At 38.9% G+C, this 16,526-nt stretch carries 17 protein-coding genes; 4 read left to right on the top strand and 13 right to left on the bottom strand.

The features are described from left to right. Positions 1–269 precede the first annotated feature (269 nt). On the bottom strand, positions 270–746 hold the full coding sequence (locus MKY46_RS02935; protein ID WP_340833722.1) for a transcriptional regulator: 477 nt from the start codon (positions 744–746) through the stop codon (positions 270–272). Between the two features lie 205 nt (positions 747–951). Between MKY46_RS02935 and MKY46_RS02930 the strand changes: the two genes are divergently transcribed. Then, positions 952–2,526, top strand: a complete 1,575-nt coding sequence (locus MKY46_RS02930) for a hypothetical protein (RefSeq protein WP_340833721.1) — start codon at positions 952–954, stop codon at positions 2,524–2,526. Continuing rightward, the gene (locus MKY46_RS02925) at positions 2,523–5,285 is read left to right on the top strand and encodes a DEAD/DEAH box helicase (RefSeq protein WP_340833720.1); all 2,763 of its coding nucleotides are present in this window, start codon (positions 2,523–2,525) and stop codon (positions 5,283–5,285) included. Before MKY46_RS02930 ends, MKY46_RS02925 begins: the two co-directional genes overlap by 4 nt. 248 nt (positions 5,286–5,533) lie before the next feature. On the opposite strand, the gene MKY46_RS02920 is transcribed toward MKY46_RS02925, so the two are convergent. Further along, a complete protein-coding gene (locus MKY46_RS02920) occupies positions 5,534–5,932 on the bottom strand; it encodes a single-stranded DNA-binding protein (RefSeq protein WP_036124475.1) in 399 nt (132 codons plus the stop codon). Positions 5,933–6,229: 297 nt separating this feature from the next. On the opposite strand from MKY46_RS02920, the gene MKY46_RS02915 reads away from it, so the two are divergent. Further along, a complete protein-coding gene (locus MKY46_RS02915; RefSeq protein WP_036124472.1) occupies positions 6,230–6,655 on the top strand; it encodes a YwpF family protein in 426 nt (141 codons plus the stop codon). Positions 6,656–6,735: 80 nt separating this feature from the next. Then, on the top strand, positions 6,736–7,701 hold the full coding sequence (locus MKY46_RS02910; RefSeq protein WP_340833718.1) for a nuclease-related domain-containing protein: 966 nt from the start codon (positions 6,736–6,738) through the stop codon (positions 7,699–7,701). A 466-nt stretch (positions 7,702–8,167) separates the two neighbouring features. Here MKY46_RS02910 and MKY46_RS02905 read toward each other — a convergent pair whose 3' ends face one another. The 11 genes from MKY46_RS02905 to murA form a co-directional block, all read right to left on the bottom strand. Next, a complete protein-coding gene (locus MKY46_RS02905) occupies positions 8,168–8,578 on the bottom strand; it encodes a hypothetical protein (RefSeq protein ID WP_036124468.1) in 411 nt (136 codons plus the stop codon). 109 nt (positions 8,579–8,687) lie between these two features. After that, positions 8,688–9,071 carry a hypothetical protein gene (locus MKY46_RS02900; RefSeq protein ID WP_036124467.1) on the bottom strand — a complete coding sequence of 128 codons (384 nt, stop codon included), beginning with the start codon at positions 9,069–9,071 and terminating at the stop codon, positions 8,688–8,690. A 147-nt stretch (positions 9,072–9,218) separates the two neighbouring features. Continuing rightward, complete coding sequence (fabZ, locus tag MKY46_RS02895; protein WP_036124465.1) at positions 9,219–9,662, bottom strand: 3-hydroxyacyl-ACP dehydratase FabZ; 444 nt, start codon at positions 9,660–9,662, stop codon at positions 9,219–9,221. A 55-nt stretch (positions 9,663–9,717) separates the two neighbouring features. Next, entirely contained in the window at positions 9,718–10,002 is a 285-nt protein-coding gene (locus MKY46_RS02890; protein WP_036124463.1) for a DNA-directed RNA polymerase subunit beta, read from the bottom strand. Between the two features lie 47 nt (positions 10,003–10,049). After that, positions 10,050–10,889 (bottom strand): flagellar hook-basal body protein, encoded by an 840-nt coding sequence (locus MKY46_RS02885; RefSeq protein WP_340833716.1) that lies wholly within the window; start codon positions 10,887–10,889, stop codon positions 10,050–10,052. A 25-nt stretch (positions 10,890–10,914) separates the two neighbouring features. Then, on the bottom strand, positions 10,915–11,748 hold the full coding sequence (locus MKY46_RS02880; protein ID WP_058843804.1) for a flagellar hook-basal body protein: 834 nt from the start codon (positions 11,746–11,748) through the stop codon (positions 10,915–10,917). Between the two features lie 21 nt (positions 11,749–11,769). After that, complete coding sequence (locus tag MKY46_RS02875) at positions 11,770–12,765, bottom strand: rod shape-determining protein (RefSeq protein WP_036123595.1); 996 nt, start codon at positions 12,763–12,765, stop codon at positions 11,770–11,772. Between the two features lie 209 nt (positions 12,766–12,974). Beyond that, positions 12,975–13,235, bottom strand: coding sequence for a sporulation transcriptional regulator SpoIIID (locus MKY46_RS02870; protein ID WP_025114760.1), 261 nt, complete (start codon positions 13,233–13,235; stop codon positions 12,975–12,977). Between the two features lie 156 nt (positions 13,236–13,391). Then, entirely contained in the window at positions 13,392–14,069 is a 678-nt protein-coding gene (locus MKY46_RS02865) for a M23 family metallopeptidase (protein WP_036123599.1), read from the bottom strand. Between the two features lie 37 nt (positions 14,070–14,106). Then, positions 14,107–15,045 (bottom strand): stage II sporulation protein D, encoded by a 939-nt coding sequence (gene spoIID / locus MKY46_RS02860; protein ID WP_101966490.1) that lies wholly within the window; start codon positions 15,043–15,045, stop codon positions 14,107–14,109. 82 nt (positions 15,046–15,127) lie between these two features. Next, on the bottom strand, positions 15,128–16,447 hold the full coding sequence (murA, locus tag MKY46_RS02855; protein WP_036123602.1) for a UDP-N-acetylglucosamine 1-carboxyvinyltransferase: 1,320 nt from the start codon (positions 16,445–16,447) through the stop codon (positions 15,128–15,130). Between the last annotated feature and the right edge of the window lie 79 nt (positions 16,448–16,526).

Genomic DNA, 16,526 nt, shown 5'->3' with positions numbered 1-16,526 from the left:
ACATGACTCCTTTTAGCTTAATAGTGTCCAGATTTTTTAGTGAACCTATAGCCATTATGAGCGATGATGATTAGCTGACTTGCAAGTCGCTCATTCAGCTTTGTGGCAATAGATAGTAGCCTACCATGGACAAGACGTTGAATGAAGCTGTTCTCCTATTGTAACTTGTGTTGGAATACAATTCTTCTCTTTCTGGAGATACATGCCAAATTTTAGTAAAAGCACCTGCTTATCATTTCTGAAAAGTAGGTGCTTACTGGGCATTCCAACTATTCAATTATTAAACCTCCAAGTTGATGGCTCTTTTGCTGTAGCAGTTCGAAAAAGAGTTCTTTATCGTTCTCCAATAATGTTTGATCAATTAAATAATCAAAATTTTTCTCCTCTAGTTCTGCGATAAGCTGATCGATTTCGCCAACCGTCACAGATGAAACAAGTGGAATTTGTTTCTTCGGTGTTGCGCTTTCAAGTATTGGTGCTAGATGCTCATGAACATTCGTAATAAGCAGTAGTTGATAAAGTGGTAATCGGATAAAACGATTTCCTTTTTGGAAAACAAAAACCTCAGATAAATTTTCAATTTGCTGTGTCTTCATGTTGATAATCATCTCTTTACCTTCTATGGGAATGAAATGGAAAATCTCATTCTCTTTTAAAATAGAGAAATATTGATAAGCAAATACGAGACGTAGTTTGTCTCCAGTAACTTTTGTGTAAAACGGCTTCATGTATTGAACTTGCATCATCCTTCATCCCTCCCTAGTTATCTGATTATTCAGATTTTAACACAAATCAATTGGCTTGTTAACTATCTTTGAATTCATTTTTTTCTTTCTGATCATTCAGCTTATCATTACCGCATTTTAATCGTATAATGGAAGGACAGTCTTTTTTTCATTCTTACAATTAACAATGTTAAACATAGCCATACATGATGAAAGGAGTGAGGTTATGGCATTGTCTATATCGCAAATAGCTAATGAACATCAAGCATTTGTGCTGACTAAATTAAAAGAAGCTGAACAAGGGCTACATCCTTCCTCTACGGAAGATGAAGAACTAGTGCGTCGTGCTGTCTTTTCTGTAAGAAATAAATCCATTGTTTTTGAACGTTTTAATGGAACAAGTTCTATATTATATGCAAGTGTTCAGGATGTCAGACCCGCTTCTGTTGAAATTGATTTTTACAAGGAAGAGCTACATTGTAACTGCCCACAACCTAAATGGTGTCGACATCAAGTAGGTGCTTTACTCGCTCTCTACCAATACTTTAACTCCGTGCAAAATTGGTCGAGTGCTTGGCGTGCTCAAAAATCGGTCCAGCTAAAAACCTTAGCAGAAGAACGTAGACCACAAAGCTGGTCGATGATGGTTGATGAAGTAATGAAGCGCTTATTACCATCTGGCCGAGTATTAGAGGGCTATGGGCTTTCTGCTGTAAGAACAGATGCATTGGAGCGTCTTCGCCGGCATATGCCCTTTGAACGTGAATGGCAGCCCCTTTATAAGCTCTATATGGAATTAGCTATTTTTAATACTATATGGCGGCATTTAAATGCAACAGCTGGGCATTCATTAGATTCTCCATATATGAAATACTTTATCGATCAAAGCATGCAATCCTTTGAAAGCATTCTTACTGAGTTAACGAATCGGTCACGTCTTTTTGCGACTGATCCTTTTTATGATGCCATTCAAGAGCTAGTAAGGGAATTTTTATTAGAACGACAAGGGCTGTTTGCCCATCGACTTCGTCTATATATGCTGCTTTGGGCAGTGCTTTTTTATGAGAAGCCTCGACGCGAGCAGGAATTAACTTATTTAAATAATCTAGAAAACCCTTCGGAAGAAATTTCTTTGCAATCATTAAAGCTATTATTTTATGTGTTATTACAAAAGGAGGATCTGCTGCTCGAAAATTTGGCACAGATTGATTTACCGCAAATGCAGGATTTATTTGAACTGGCTACTTTTGCTCAACGTGCTGGTGAGTCCTATTCATTAGCTGTCATTTTACGAGCTATATTACCTTTGACTGAAGCCTTCCTACAGGAAGTCGTACCAGTCGTTCAAAGAGCCCAGTACGTAAGGCAATTTCAGCTTTTATTTGATGACATACAGCTTACTGAGGAAGAGGAAGCAATGTTATACAGTGCATTTGGTGTGTATGGGCTTCAGCCATTTTCATCGTTTTTAATTAAAAAAGGACGTTACCGTGAATGGGCTGCTCTCCATCAATTAAACCCTTCATCTCTATCCTATTTAGAAATGTGTGGATTAAAGGACGTCTTACAGATTGAACCAGCTACTGTTTTACCTTTATACCATGTCTATGCAATGGCTGAAATTTCACAAAAATCACGTATGAATTATAAGCAAGCTGTGCGTATTTGGAAAAGTATGCGTAGTGCCGCAAAACGAGCTGGCAAAACAGCTTATTTTGAAACATATATGCAAACCATTCGTGCAGAATATAAACGATTACGTGCGTTACAAGAAGAAATTGAGAAAGGAAACTTAGTATGATGACAATAAATGCTCCTTCCGCCTTTTCCCAAACTCAACAACTTCGTATTGATGTAGCGCGGGAAGGATATTTTACGTTGCAGGGTTTTACTGCAAATGGTACGACAATCGACGCCGATACATTAATTTCTTCATTATTCTTTACCTATGAAGCAAATGTCTATGGCTTATTAACCAGTCGGACTGATTTCACGATTGAGGTTTCTACTGCTGAATTACTTGATATTTTTTCATCAAGCTTCCAACATCCCTTTATTAATTGGCTTGGTGCAAATGATGAAAGTAAGGAATGGCTCGGAAAAGTACTGGCGTTACAGGAATACTGGCAGGAGCCCTCACTTTGGTCACACGCTGTCATTGCGGAAGATTTTTCTTCGCTAACTTTTCCTATTGCTCACGTCGATACAGCATTATTAGAAATAGCTGTTCAGCAAAAGCTTTCACAGGTTGGTCTAATACTAGCTGATTTACCAAAACTTCTACCCTTTTTCTTACGTGGTGGCTGGCCATTGGATCAGGCTCGTCAAGCCGGTACAGTTTCAGTTTCTTTACGGTTAAGTGAGCCAGAAGATGAAGCCGATGTCTGGTTATTAGAAACAGTGCTCAGCACGGCTACGACAAAAAACTACTGGACTCCTGCTATTCGTAAGCAATCCTTACCAATTGAAGAGGCGCTTCCTACGAAATGGCGAATGTTCGCCACTGAAATTGAACAACAGCAACAACAAATTGTGAATCTTCTATCCAATGACGATATCAGAAGTGATACCTTTATTCGTGTGACATTGGAGGACTCAGAAGTACGGTCTTTTTTACGTGAGGATCTCGCCAGATTACAGGCACTTGGTTTTGATGTTGTACTCCCTGCATGGCTAAAAGATTTAAAACAATCCAAATTACGTGTACGTGTAACAACTAACAATGTCTCCACAAAGAAGGTAGCAGGATTAGATGATATTTTAACGTTTAAATGGCAATTTTCTATGAATGGGCAAACGATTTCAGCTGAGCAATTTAAAAAGCTGGTGGATGAGAAACGTGAATTTATTCGTATAGGTACGGAATGGTTCCGAGTCGATGCCAATTGGATGCACGAAATGCGTGAACTAATGCAGCAGGCAGAAGATGAAAGTTGGACTGTTCGAGAATTGTTGTTTAGAGAATTACCCGAAGACTTGTCTGCTCCTCTCGAAGAAGATGCCGATGATGCGCTAAGAGATGATCCAATTTTCGCACTGGAAATACAACAATCATTAAAATCATATATGGAGCAGCTTTTGGAGAAGAAGGGCTTGCCAGCAGTACCGATTCCTTTATCCTTACAAACCGAATTACGTCCTTACCAACAAGAGGGCTTTGAATGGTTAATCTTTATGCGCGAACAAGGTTTTGGTGCATGTCTAGCCGATGATATGGGACTTGGGAAAACGGTGCAACTAATCACCTATTTACTTCATATTTATGAGACAGCAGCTGATTATACGAAGCCAACCATTATTATTTGTCCAACCTCAGTCCTCGGTAACTGGCAAAAAGAACTCGCTCGATTTGCCCCTTCACTGATTGTGCATACGCATTATCAGACAAATCGAGCTAAGGATGAGGATTTTAAAGAGCTAGTGACTGCCGAAAAACCACATGTTATTTTATCAACCTATGGTACTGTGTCGCAGGATACTGAATTTTTACAGAATATAGAATGGGCAACTGTTGTGCTCGATGAAGCTCAAAATATAAAAAACATGCAGACCTTACAATCAAGAGCCATTCGTAAATTGTTAGGAGACCAGCATATTGCCCTTACAGGAACACCTGTAGAAAACCGCTTATCTGAGCTATGGGCTATTTTTGATTTCATTCATAAGGGTTATTTAGGTAGCTTTGGCCGCTTCAATGAAGAATTTATTTTGCCTATTGAACGAGACGAATCTGAATCACATAAGCAGAAGTTACGAGCTAAAATTCAACCTTTCTTATTGCGTCGTACAAAGCGTGATCCCCATTTACAGCTTAACTTACCAGATAAGCTAGAATCGAACGAATACTGTCCATTAACAGCCGAGCAAGCTTCTCTCTATGAAGGATATATTTTAGAGACACTCGATCAGCTAGAGCAGTTAACAGGTTTTCAAAAAAAGGGACGTGTTTTAAAGATGCTTAGTAAGTTAAAGCAACTATGTAATCATCCTGCCTTATATTTAAAGGAATCTTTCGAGGATGCCGAAACAATGCTTGCACGTTCGACTAAGCTAGAGCGCATTGTACAAATGGCAGCAGAGATTGTGGACAATGGCGAACAATGCCTTATCTTTACACAGTATATCGGAATGGGGCAATTGCTACAGCATTGTTTAAGTGAACTATACAATGTGGATGCACCGTTTTTAACTGGTGCTATGCCTAAGCAGCAGCGTGACCGCTTAGTAGAGGCTTTTCAGGCAGGAGACTTCCCTATATTTATTCTTTCCTTAAAAGCAGGTGGAACAGGTCTTAATTTAACAGCTGCTAATCATGTTTTACATGCAGATCGCTGGTGGAACCCCGCTGTCGAAAATCAAGCAACTGATCGTGCTTATCGCATTGGGCAGACACAATTTGTGCAGGTCCATAAATTTGTAACGATCGGTACAATTGAAGAAAAAATTGATAAAATGCTGGTGCAGAAATCTGCATTATCCGAAGAACTCATTCAATCAAGCCAGTGGTTGACCGAGTTAGAAGATCAAGAACTTCGTGATCTAATAACATTGGACATATAGTAATTAGATGCGCCAAGAGCTACATTGTTCTTGGCGCTCTTTTAGTGGAACCTCGTTACTTCTTATCCCTACTTACTTCAAACATTCTTATTTAGTTGTGTCAAAACAGCCATTGCTGTGCGGTCTTCAGCAATGTCTTTTTAATATGTGTATACATCATTCCTTTCTGTTGCTACGGTGCAAGAAATATAAGGAGAATGGCGGATCAGACAACGATATTTCTCTTGCTCCGTATGTAAATAGCTTGTCTATGGTAAAACAAAATCTTTTAAGTCTTCCTGTTCATTCGGTGGCTGTGGCGGTACAATAGCCGTTTCGTCACTATTCCTTTGTTTGAGATGATAAAATCGTATATCTTCTACGACCACCTCTGTCATAAAAATCTTAGTGTTTTCTTCATTTACAAATGATCTTGTTTGAATACGACCATTTGCACCGATTAAAGAGCCTTTACCGCAATATTTGACGATATGTTCTGCCAGCCTTCCCCAAGCTGTACAGAAAATAAAGTCTGCATCTACTTCTCCACGATTGTTTTTAAAATTGCGGTTAATGGCCAATGAAAAATGAGTCTGTACACGATTTCCAGATAAGTAACGTAACACCGGATCTTTCGTAAACCTTCCGACCAGTCCGACTTGATTCATTCGTTCACCACCTTTCTGTTGGATTGCTTTCATCTTACAAAAGGATGTCCGCATTAGCAAAATCCGATATTATAAATTTCCTTCTTTTTTGCAGCATAAATTGGGTAAATTAGCATTTTTAATTTGCTAATTTTTTTTAATTTTCTAGCTGAATGCTTTGGGCTGTAATGGCAAATGCTATTTCATGAAATCAGCATTTTCGCAGGTTTTGAAATATCGTCACAGGTGCACATAACAAACAGTCACTACTTCATGTGTTATAATAAAAGAATGACAGACTTAGGAGGAATATACATAATGAAAACATTTAAAATGCTTTCCTTTGACCTTGTCACGAAAGATGGCGTACAACCATTCCCTTTAGTCGATGGCATTATTATTAATCAGGAGAACAGCCATCAATCTTGGATACTAGAATTGTTTATGGAAAAACAATATCGCTCAACCTTTGATGAGCTCTTAGTAAATGCTACAGTCTGCAATGTCCGTGCAGTTATTTCATTTCCAGATAATGAACCCGCTCCTTTTCAGGTAATCGTACATACAGTTCAAGAAATTGGTGATCATGTTTCAGTACTACTAAAAGGAACACTCAAAATTAAACGCTCTAAATATGCTGAACAATTGCTTTCCGAGCTACTTGCTGAGGGTGTATCCCTAGAGGATTTACTGGAGCGCTTTACGAAAGATATGAAGCAGCGACCAAAATTAAAAAATGATTAGCGATGCGAGTTTTGCATCGTTTTTTTATTGGACAAGCTGCCTTTTTTCAGTACAATACTATTTAAAAAGGAGCGTTACATTTGGTTATTGCTATTAGAGAGAAGCCTTTAAAATTATTATGGCTTGAGGCTGTGATGAGGAGGCTTTTAAAGAATGATGTTGAGTTTCACTATTATCAGGAACAATATCGCCGACTGGATGCAGGTTTTGCTGGTGAACAAAAAGTTGACCGCGAATGGCATGAATTACTATGTCCAAATACTTTTTTCGTATTACATGATTTGTGTCTCAAGAACACTGCTCAACATATGCATCAGCTTGATACACTTTTTATTTGCTCTCAATTTATCTTCGTTTTAGAAATTAAAAATATTCATGGTCGACTAGAATTTAATCAACTCACACATCAATGTACACGCACAAAGGCAGATGGCACAGTAGAAGGATTTCCAAATGCGTTTACCCAAACTGAGCGTCATATACGTTTTCTTAAAAGTCTTTCTTACTCACTCCCCATTGAAGGTGCCGTTGTTATAGCAAACCCTTCAGCGATCATCGTTAATCCTTCTAAAGTGCTCCCTATTTTTCATGTGTCAGGTCTTCATCAACATCTCCAGTCACTTTTTAAAAAGCATCCTCAAAAAATGCTAACAGATGATCAATTAGCTCAACTGGTTCAAGGGCTTCTCTCCAAACAAACGATTCCTCACATTCGAACTTCGATTGCCCCATCACGATTTCGGCATGGTGTGCTTTGTCCTAAATGTTCCTATCAACATAATATGTATTTCTATCGGGGCATTTGGAAATGTTCATTTTGTCATTATCGGAGTATAGAAATTTTTGCAGAAGCCATGCTCGATTATCAACTATTGGTTAGCCATTCTATTACTAATCAACAGTTACGTAAATTTTTCAAAATTGATTCTATCGATACAGCTACACGATTGCTTCAGAAATTTCAGTTCCCTTATACAGGAACCTATAAAAATCGCGTTTACCATTTACCTGAAAATTTATTGGATTACATGAAGAGATTTTTTTGAGGGTTGATTGGCTCGCTTCTCTGGCGAGAGTATTTGCAACGCTCATGGGGCATACACTTCGCTTTCGCGAGTATTCACCTTTCTTCCACGAGTATTCGCCTTCCTTCCGCGAGTATTCGCTTTCCTTCCGCGAGTATTCACTTTCCTTCCGCGAGTATTCACCTTCCTTCCGCGAGTATTCACCTTTCTTCCGCGAGTATTCACCTTTCTTCCGCGAGTATTCACCTTTCTTCCGCGAGTATTCACCTTTCTTCCGCGAGTATTCACCTTTCTTCCGCGAGTATTCACCTTTCTTCCGCGAGTATTCACCTTTCTTCCGCGAGTATTCACCTTTCTTCCGCGAGTATTCACCTTTCTTCCGCGAGTATTCACCTTCCTTCCGCGAGTATTCACCTTCCTTCCGCGTGTATTCGCTTCTTTTTATCAAAAAAGAGTGTTTTCCATTTAGGAAACACTCTTTTTTATGTTATCGGTTGTTCATACCATCACGGTACTTTTCAGTGTCTTTGACTTTATCGTCGACAATATCATTATTATTGTTTACGTTGTCATTACGTTCAACACCGTTTACACCATTAGCATTTGGTACGTTATCATAGCCGTTTGTGCTGTTGATATCGGCATTTGATCCAGGTGTTGTCGCTTCAGGCAATGTTGTATTTTCGTTAACAGTACCTCGGTTAGTACCATCTACGTTGCGATCGTATGCATCGTCACGATTATTCGGGTCTAATGCATCTTCCACATTGTCTACACCACGACGAACGTCATTTTCGACGTCTCGAACAGGGTGATCTTCGACTGCATTATTTCCCCAGTTACATCCTCCAAGGAATACAGTTGCAAGAATAATGGTTAAAAATGACATTTTCCACATAGTAAAAAACCTCCTTTCTTGGGTACTATGTCAGCAAATACATCGTGTGTATTTGTGATCCTACATAGATTGCCCGGGAAAGGAGGGAACTATCCGATATTTGTACAAACTATTTTTGTTTTTCTTTTAATACTTGTTCAATGTATGCTGCTTCTGCTTTACAGTCATAGCTATAGTTTGTGCCTAGCTCTTTTTGCAATGCCTCGATTGTTTCGATCTGCTGCGCTGTTGGTTCTTCATTTAAAATTTTAGCAATGACCTCATCGATTTTTTGTGCCATCTCTTCATGAAACTGTGCACTCAACAATATATCAGCAGGGATTTTTTCGATCCATGCGGCATTCTCCTGAAAATAAGTCTGCCAGCTTGCAATGAAGTCTTCCATAGAAAAGCGCTCTTCATCCCAACCAATACTTGCTAAGTATGCTTCAAAAGATGTCGAAATCGAACGAGTAATGCTAATTTTAATACCTGAAGACAATTCCTTATACATCTTAATAATCCTCCTACGTTTGTAAAACCTAAAAATTACATCTATTTCAATTCCCAAACGCTTTTTCGCCACTGCAATTTAAGAACCTACTAATCAACTTTTAACTTGACTTTATCTATTTTATATCTTTTGGTCTACAAATGCAAATTAGGCTTGTTTAGGCTGTTCAGGTCCAATCGCAAATAGAATATCGGCTTCACATACAAGTTCTCCATCTACAGTCGCTATACCATGTCCTTTACCCATTGCGCCACGAAGTTTTACAAATTCTACTTCCAATTTAAGTTGGTCGCCAGGAACTACTTGACGCTTGAAACGACAATTATCCACACCTGTTAAAAAGGCTAAACGTCCCTTGAATTCTTCTGCATTTAATAAAGCGACTCCACCCACTTGTGCTAATGCCTCTACAATTAATACACCTGGCATTACAGGATAGCCTGGGAAGTGTCCATTAAAGAAGTCTTCATTGATCGAAACATTTTTTAAACCTACTGCGCGTTTACCTTCATCTAATTCAACAATGCGATCAACGAATAAAAAAGGATAGCGATGTGGTAAAATTGCTTGAATTTGTTCTGCTGTTAACATGTAATTTCCCCCTCGAAATTAAGTATGTATACACAAAGTAAGGTAAAGAATATTGCTATTCTTTACCGTTCATAATATCAAATATATGCTGCCATGTGTCCCTTTTAAAAATATCCATAGCATTGCCTTCTCCAATCACACTGAAGCCAAACATTGCGCCTAATGCTGCGGCAGCAACGACTAAGACGAGAACAATTACAATGCGTAACCAAATCGGAATCAGTCGGATTTGCACCCAGCGAACCTCGCGTTGCTCTCCATTTGAGCGGCGTTCTTTCTTTTCTGGTTGCGTATCGGTTTCTTGTGTCGGCACAGAACGTCGACGTGAATCGTTTGTCATAGATTGTACTCCTCTTCATTCCTAACTATGTGTTTTTGGATGACTTTTTATCGAATGCCGTTAATTAGTCCTAGCATTTGATCTGCTAATGTAACCGCTCTTGCATTGAACTGATAAGAACGTTGAGTTTGTATTAGTTCTGTCATTTCCTTTGAGAGGTTTACATTGGACATTTCTAGTGTACCACTTTGCATGCCAATTTGCTGACGGTTCGCACCCACAAACTCTGTCAGAACTTCTGCTTGTGTAAAGCCAAGTTCAGCTAGATTGTCTGGTAAACCAACATAGGAACCAGAAACATGTTCCATTAATTGTGGTTTTTGGAATTCTGTTACAGCTAAATCCGTACGAATGATATCACCATTTGGATAAGATGCTTCTAAAACACCACCATCTCGAACGGCAAACTTTTGAACAGTATCTGGTAATGTAATAGCTTGTCCTGCTGCATTGGCTACGGGATAACCCTCTGCCGTTACGAGCATTACTGTTCCGTTATTCAACGGAGATAAATAAAAGTCACCTTGTCGAGTATACACTGTTTCAGTTCCATTTTCACCATTTGGCATTAAAATATTGAAATATTGTTTTGCTTTTGTGAAAGCAAAGTCTAAATCTCGATTCGTTGTTTGTAATGAGCCTTGCTTTTCATTGGATTTAATTTGTCCAAGCATGGCACCAGATCCATAACGAATACCAACTGGTGTTTGACGTTCAGCTCGGTCCTGCTTATCATTGTTAAATTGCTGATAAAGTAGTTCATTGAAGGATGCTTCCTTCGTTTTATAACCGGTTGTACTACTATTAGCAATATTATTACTAATTGTATCTAGTTTATTTTGTAATTGACCCATTGTGTTCGTTGCTGTCATCATTGTACGTAGCATTTATAAAACGCCTCCTGTTCGCCCGTTAGATTTTCCCGATTTCATTCACTGCCTTTTCCATGCTGCGATCATAAGCTTGTAATACTTTTTGATTTGCTTCGAATGCTCGGTAGGCTGTCATTAAATCTGTCATTGTGCGACCAGAATCTACGTTTGAACCTTCTAAAAAGTTTTGACGTAGCGTAAAGGAAACGCCATTCGCACCATAGGCTGTTGGTAAGTTCTCCCCATTTTCTGTACGAATAAGACCATTATCCTGTTTACGTAGCATGTTCGGATTAGCAGCATATGATACGCCAACTCGTGCTACTTGCTGATCGTTTACAAAAATGGCTCCATTTTCATCGAGGCGAAAATCATCGTTTGGAAGCTGGATACGTTGTCCTGCATCATTGAGTACGTATAGACCCTGCCCGTTTACTAAATAGCCTTGACCATCTAATGTGAAATTACCATTACGTGTATAGGCCTCACCACCAGCTGGATGTTCTAGACGGAAGAAAATTGACCCCGTAATCCCATCTTCGTTTTGTGGTAAGTTTCCATCAATTAGCGCCATATCTGTTGTAAAATCAGTGCTATAGATTTGGCCTTGTATGTAATTTGGCAATGTTTCTTGTAAATATGTTCCTGTATTTAAAGCTCCTACTTGACTCATATATTCAGCGCCTGCTTGTTGATTGGCGGGAGCATTTGTTTTACCAATACTAGACATTAGCATGTCTGGAAATGAGCGAATAGTTGATTGATCTGCTTTAAATCCTGGTGTATTCGCATTTGATAAATTATTTGTTAGTAATTCTGTTCTTCTTTGTTGCGTGATCATACCTGTTGCAACTGTATAAAACCCTTTAAACAAAGAAATCACCTCATTTTATTTTTATAAGGATGCTGGCACACGATCAATGTTTTCTAGCATTATTCCCGTACCAATTGCTACACAATCCATAGGTCTCTCTGCAACGAAGACAGGTACCTTTAACTCTTCTATTAATAGCTGATCCATTCCATGTAATAGTGCACCGCCACCCGTAATAATAACGCCACGGTCAATGATATCGGCTGATAGCTCAGGTGGTGTTTTTTCTAAGACATTTTTTGCTGATTGGACAATCATCGCTACAGACTCGTGCAATGCTCGTTCAATTTCCTCGGAATGAATTGTAATAGTACGTGGTAAACCTGTTACCATGTCACGACCACGAATATCCATTGTATCGTTGCGGCTACCTTTGAAAACTGTACCAATTGTCATCTTGATTGCTTCTGCTGTACGTTCACCAATTAGCAATTTATATTCTTTTTTAATATATTGCAAAATGTCGTTATCAAACACATCTCCTGCTACTTTAATGGATTCACTTGTTACAATATCACCCATTGATAGAACTGCGATATCTGTTGTTCCGCCACCTATATCGACTACCATATTACCACTTGGTTGGAAGATATCCATGCCTGCACCGATAGCAGCTACTTTTGGTTCTTCCTCTAAATATACTTTTTTACCGCCAGATTTTTCTGCGGCTTCACGGATTGCTTTTTGCTCAACACTTGTGATGTTCGTTGGACAGCAAATTAAAATTCGTGGCTTCGCCAAAAATCCTTTTACATTTAATTTATTGATGAAATGTCTTAACATCGCCTCTGTCACATCAAAATCTGCAATGACTCCATCTCTTAGTGGGCGAATTGCTGTAATATTACCTGGCGTTCTCCCTACCATTTGGCGAGCTTCTTCCCCTACCGCTAATACTTTGTTTGTCTTTTTGTCAATCGCCACCACAGATGGTTCATTTAGGACGATTCCTTTACCTTTAACGTGGATTAATACGTTCGCAGTTCCTAAGTCAATGCCAATATCTTTCGAAAACATTCTATAATTTCTCCTTCCCGCCAGTTCCAACTACATAACGTTCATTTTATCTCTTTATCTAGAATATTTTATCATATTCTATTGGTAATTTCACCTAAATTTAGTGAATGAGACTGTTTTCTTTTCAGGTTATGAACGGCTATAATATAGAATTACTATTCCATAGAATTCGTCATAAATACATTTCCAAGACAATAAAAAAGAACGAATCAGTCTTGACTCGCTCTCTCTTTCCACTTGTTTTTCGTTGCTTCTCCTCCACGAATATGACGTACGGCCTTATGGTAGGCGAGTATTTCTTTCACTTGGTCAGCTAATCCTTCATGAATTGTTGGTAATCGCTCTGTTAAATCCTTGTGCACCGTACTTTTTGAATAACCAGTCATTTTCGCGAGGACACGCACAGTCTCACGCGTCTCAATCAGTAATTCACCGAGGCGTATGCAGCGCTTCCGAATGTGCTCATGCACTTTCTTCGTCCTTTCCACACAATTTCACAAAATGCTTTGGCAATCAGATGCACATTTGCGCATTTCTTCACCTTATGTAAGGACAAAGCTATTCAGAACATTTTTTGCATTTTCCTGATAAAATGCTGACTTTTTATGCGTTACTAGCTTTTCGAATTAAAAAGCTAGTAATTTTTTCGGATTAATATATTTTCCGTCTTCAAGAACTTCGAAATGCATGTGGACGCCAGCCGCTTGATTCCACTCGTTATCAGTTGCTTTTCCTAATGCCTGACCTTGTGTAACCTCATCGCCTTCTTTAACAGCGATATCCTTTACAGAGCTATAATGTGTTTGCATACCGTTTGGATGCTCAATTACAATCTTATTGCCTGTAAATGCGTCTAGTTTTACCTCTAGTACTTTACCACTCATAGCAGCTAGTACTTCAAATTCTTCACCATTCATAGCGATAGAGATACCAGAAGACGTTGTAAATGTTTGATTAAATACCATTAGTGCATTTTCACGGGACTCTTCATTTGCCTCTAACTCGTAGAACTCTTGTAAAACTTGTACTTTACTAAGACTCTCTTCTTTGAATGGGTACTTCATGTTTTCAGTACGTGCATTTGTTTCTACTACAGGACCTGGATCAACTTCCGCTAAATCTGGTAAAGGAGCCTCTTCTACTTTTGATACGAGACTATTGTAACCAAATAACAATCCTGCTAGAACTAGTGCACCACCTGTGTAAACTGCTGGCCAAAACCAAGGTTTCTTTTGTAATTGACCATTTTCCTTTTGATTTGGATTTTGGTTTTGAGAAGTTTTATTGTTTTTATCCTCTCTCATTTTCATCACCTCTAGTTGCAGTGTGAACAACTAGAAGTTATTTTAAACATGCATCTATTTTTTTTATTTCAATATCTTGATAATAATAGTGTAAAATTTCGGCAGCCGTTTTCCCTTCGTTTGCCATTGCCTCAGCGCCATATTGACTCATGCCCACGCCATGACCATAACCTTGGGTTGTCACATGGACCTTTCTTGTCTTTGCGTCATAGACAATTGTAAAATCAGTTGATGGTATGCCAAGAAGTGTTCTAACCTCTCTACCAGTCCAGACATTGCTCCCTAACTGCAAACGCTCTACTCGCCCTGACTCATTGTAAAATAGCTGGATACGATTAAAATCACTAGCTTGCCACTGTACAGGCCACAACTTATTCCATTGGGCTAATGTCCATTCTTGCTGAGCCTCAAACTTCGGTGATGCTTGATCTGAGATACTTGCAACACTTTTCAAATATGGAATATCATTCCCACTATAGCCAAAGGCACTTTCTGTTTTACCATTGCTTGTCGAGTGGAACATGGCTGTAATTAGTTCCTTATTATAAAGAAGAACTTGTCCTTTCGTTTCATTGATTGCTTCGACAATTTTCTTTTCATTTCCCAGGAAATTGCTAGCCCAATTCGCCTTTCTTTGCTCCTCATCATAAAAAACTTGCCTTGCCACAGTTGGAGCAATTGCAGTTTTACCGTAATTTGTCGTTTTCAGTGCGTATGTGCGTGCTGCAATCGCTTGGGCTTTCAATGCCTCCTTTTTAAAAGAAACAGGCATTTCCGCTGCAACAACACCTGTAATATACGTTTCCAAAGGGATTTTTTCCTCTTGTCCCTCCACTTCTATAAATATTTCACAGGCATTCTCATCACTAGTTGGAGGTTTGACAGCCTCCCGTCTTTCACTAAGCCCTATAACAGGAAGCATGTATAATACTCCAATCAAACAAATGACACCTATACTAATCATCCATTTTTTCATAAGGAATAATATGCTAGATCTCTTAAAGTTATGAGCAAACAAAAAACCCTCTGCTCCAAAAGCAAAGGGTTGAGAAATCCATTTAGTTTGTAGGTAATTCAATTATTGTGTCTTCAACTGTCACTACTTCTTCAGTAAGTTCAGTAATACGTTCAATGTTGGCACCAAGCGATGCTAGCTTGCCATGGAAATCAACATAACCACGGTCTAAATGATGAAGCTTCGTCACACGTGTTATTCCTTCAGATACAAGACCTGCTAAAATTAGGGCAGCCGCAGCTCGTAAATCCGTTGCCATTACTTCAGCTCCCTGAAGATTAACCGGCCCCTCGATAAACACAGAACGTCCTTCTATTTTAGCACCAGCATTCATGCGACGGAATTCCTCAACATGCATAAAACGATTTTCAAATACCGTTTCTGTAATAATACTCGTACCTTCCGCAGTTAACATTAATGCCATCATTTGTGATTGCATATCTGTTGGGAAGCCTGGATGTGGCATTGTTTTAATATCAACAGCTTTTAATGTATGAGGAGCACGTACACGGATTCCCTCATCCAGTTCAGTAATCTCTACACCCATTTCACGCATCTTAGCTATTAAAGCTGTCATATGCTCAGGAACAGCATTTTCAATGACTACATCACCCTTCGTAATAGCTGCTGCCACCATAAATGTACCAGCCTCAATACGATCGGGAATAATATGGTGCTCTACTCCATATAATGTATCGACTCCTTCGATACGTATTGTATTTGTACCAGCACCAATTACACGACCGCCCATGCTATTGATGAAGTTTGCAAGATCGACAATTTCGGGCTCCTTCGCAGCATTTTCAATTACAGTTGTCCCTTCTGCTAAAGATGCGGCTGTCATAATATTTTCAGTAGCACCAACACTAGGGAAATCTAAATACACATTAGCCCCTTTTAAACGACCTTCCGTTTTTGCCTCTACATATCCGTGACCAAATGAAATTTTTGCACCCATAGCTTCGAAGCCCTTTAAGTGTAACTCAATTGGACGAGAACCGATTGCACAGCCTCCTGGTAGTGCCACGCGAGCATATCCATTACGAGCAAGTAGAGAACCCATCACTAAAATAGATGCACGCATTTTACTAACAAATTCAAATTGAGCTTCACTTGAAAGTTCTTTAGTTGCATCTATATATACGGCATTATCTTCAGGTATATATGTAACTGCTGCGTTTAAACTTTTAAGTACTTCGTTTATTGTAAAGACGTCTGCTAAATTAGGGACTTCTTTAATTACATTTTCTCCTTTTGAAGCAAGTAAAGCTGCCGCAAGGATTGGTAACACTGCATTTTTTGCGCCCTCTACACGTACTTTTCCCTGTAGTTTTTGGCCGCCAGTCACTATTATTTTATCCACCCTATGTCCCTCCGAATTCAATCTATTAACCTATCGAATTTTTATTTTAAAAAGAAGTATAATGTCATAATCAGTAAAC

Source organism: Lysinibacillus sp. FSL M8-0355 (genome assembly GCF_038008985.1).
In the GTDB taxonomy this organism is placed as follows: domain Bacteria; phylum Bacillota; class Bacilli; order Bacillales_A; family Planococcaceae; genus Lysinibacillus; species Lysinibacillus fusiformis_D.
This window is presented reverse-complemented; position numbering and strand designations above follow the sequence as displayed.

Excerpts from the sequence above, each read along its gene's own strand:
- MKY46_RS02920 (WP_036124475.1), bottom strand. The coding sequence starts at position 5,932 with ATGAATCAAGTCGGACTGGTCGGAAGGTTTACGAAAGATCCGGTGTTA.
- MKY46_RS02915 (WP_036124472.1), top strand. The coding sequence starts at position 6,230 with ATGAAAACATTTAAAATGCTTTCCTTTGACCTTGTCACGAAAGATGGC.
- MKY46_RS02890 (WP_036124463.1), bottom strand. The coding sequence starts at position 10,002 with ATGACAAACGATTCACGTCGACGTTCTGTGCCGACACAAGAAACCGAT.
- MKY46_RS02905 (WP_036124468.1), bottom strand. The coding sequence starts at position 8,578 with ATGTGGAAAATGTCATTTTTAACCATTATTCTTGCAACTGTATTCCTT.
- MKY46_RS02865 (WP_036123599.1), bottom strand. The coding sequence starts at position 14,069 with ATGAGAGAGGATAAAAACAATAAAACTTCTCAAAACCAAAATCCAAAT.
- MKY46_RS02925 (WP_340833720.1), top strand. The coding sequence starts at position 2,523 with ATGATGACAATAAATGCTCCTTCCGCCTTTTCCCAAACTCAACAACTT.
- spoIID (WP_101966490.1), bottom strand. The coding sequence starts at position 15,045 with ATGAAAAAATGGATGATTAGTATAGGTGTCATTTGTTTGATTGGAGTA.
- fabZ (WP_036124465.1), bottom strand. The coding sequence starts at position 9,662 with ATGTTAACAGCAGAACAAATTCAAGCAATTTTACCACATCGCTATCCT.
- MKY46_RS02935 (WP_340833722.1), bottom strand. The coding sequence starts at position 746 with ATGATGCAAGTTCAATACATGAAGCCGTTTTACACAAAAGTTACTGGA.
- MKY46_RS02930 (WP_340833721.1), top strand. The coding sequence starts at position 952 with ATGGCATTGTCTATATCGCAAATAGCTAATGAACATCAAGCATTTGTG.
- MKY46_RS02875 (WP_036123595.1), bottom strand. The coding sequence starts at position 12,765 with ATGTTTTCGAAAGATATTGGCATTGACTTAGGAACTGCGAACGTATTA.
- MKY46_RS02885 (WP_340833716.1), bottom strand. The coding sequence starts at position 10,889 with ATGCTACGTACAATGATGACAGCAACGAACACAATGGGTCAATTACAA.
- MKY46_RS02900 (WP_036124467.1), bottom strand. The coding sequence starts at position 9,071 with ATGTATAAGGAATTGTCTTCAGGTATTAAAATTAGCATTACTCGTTCG.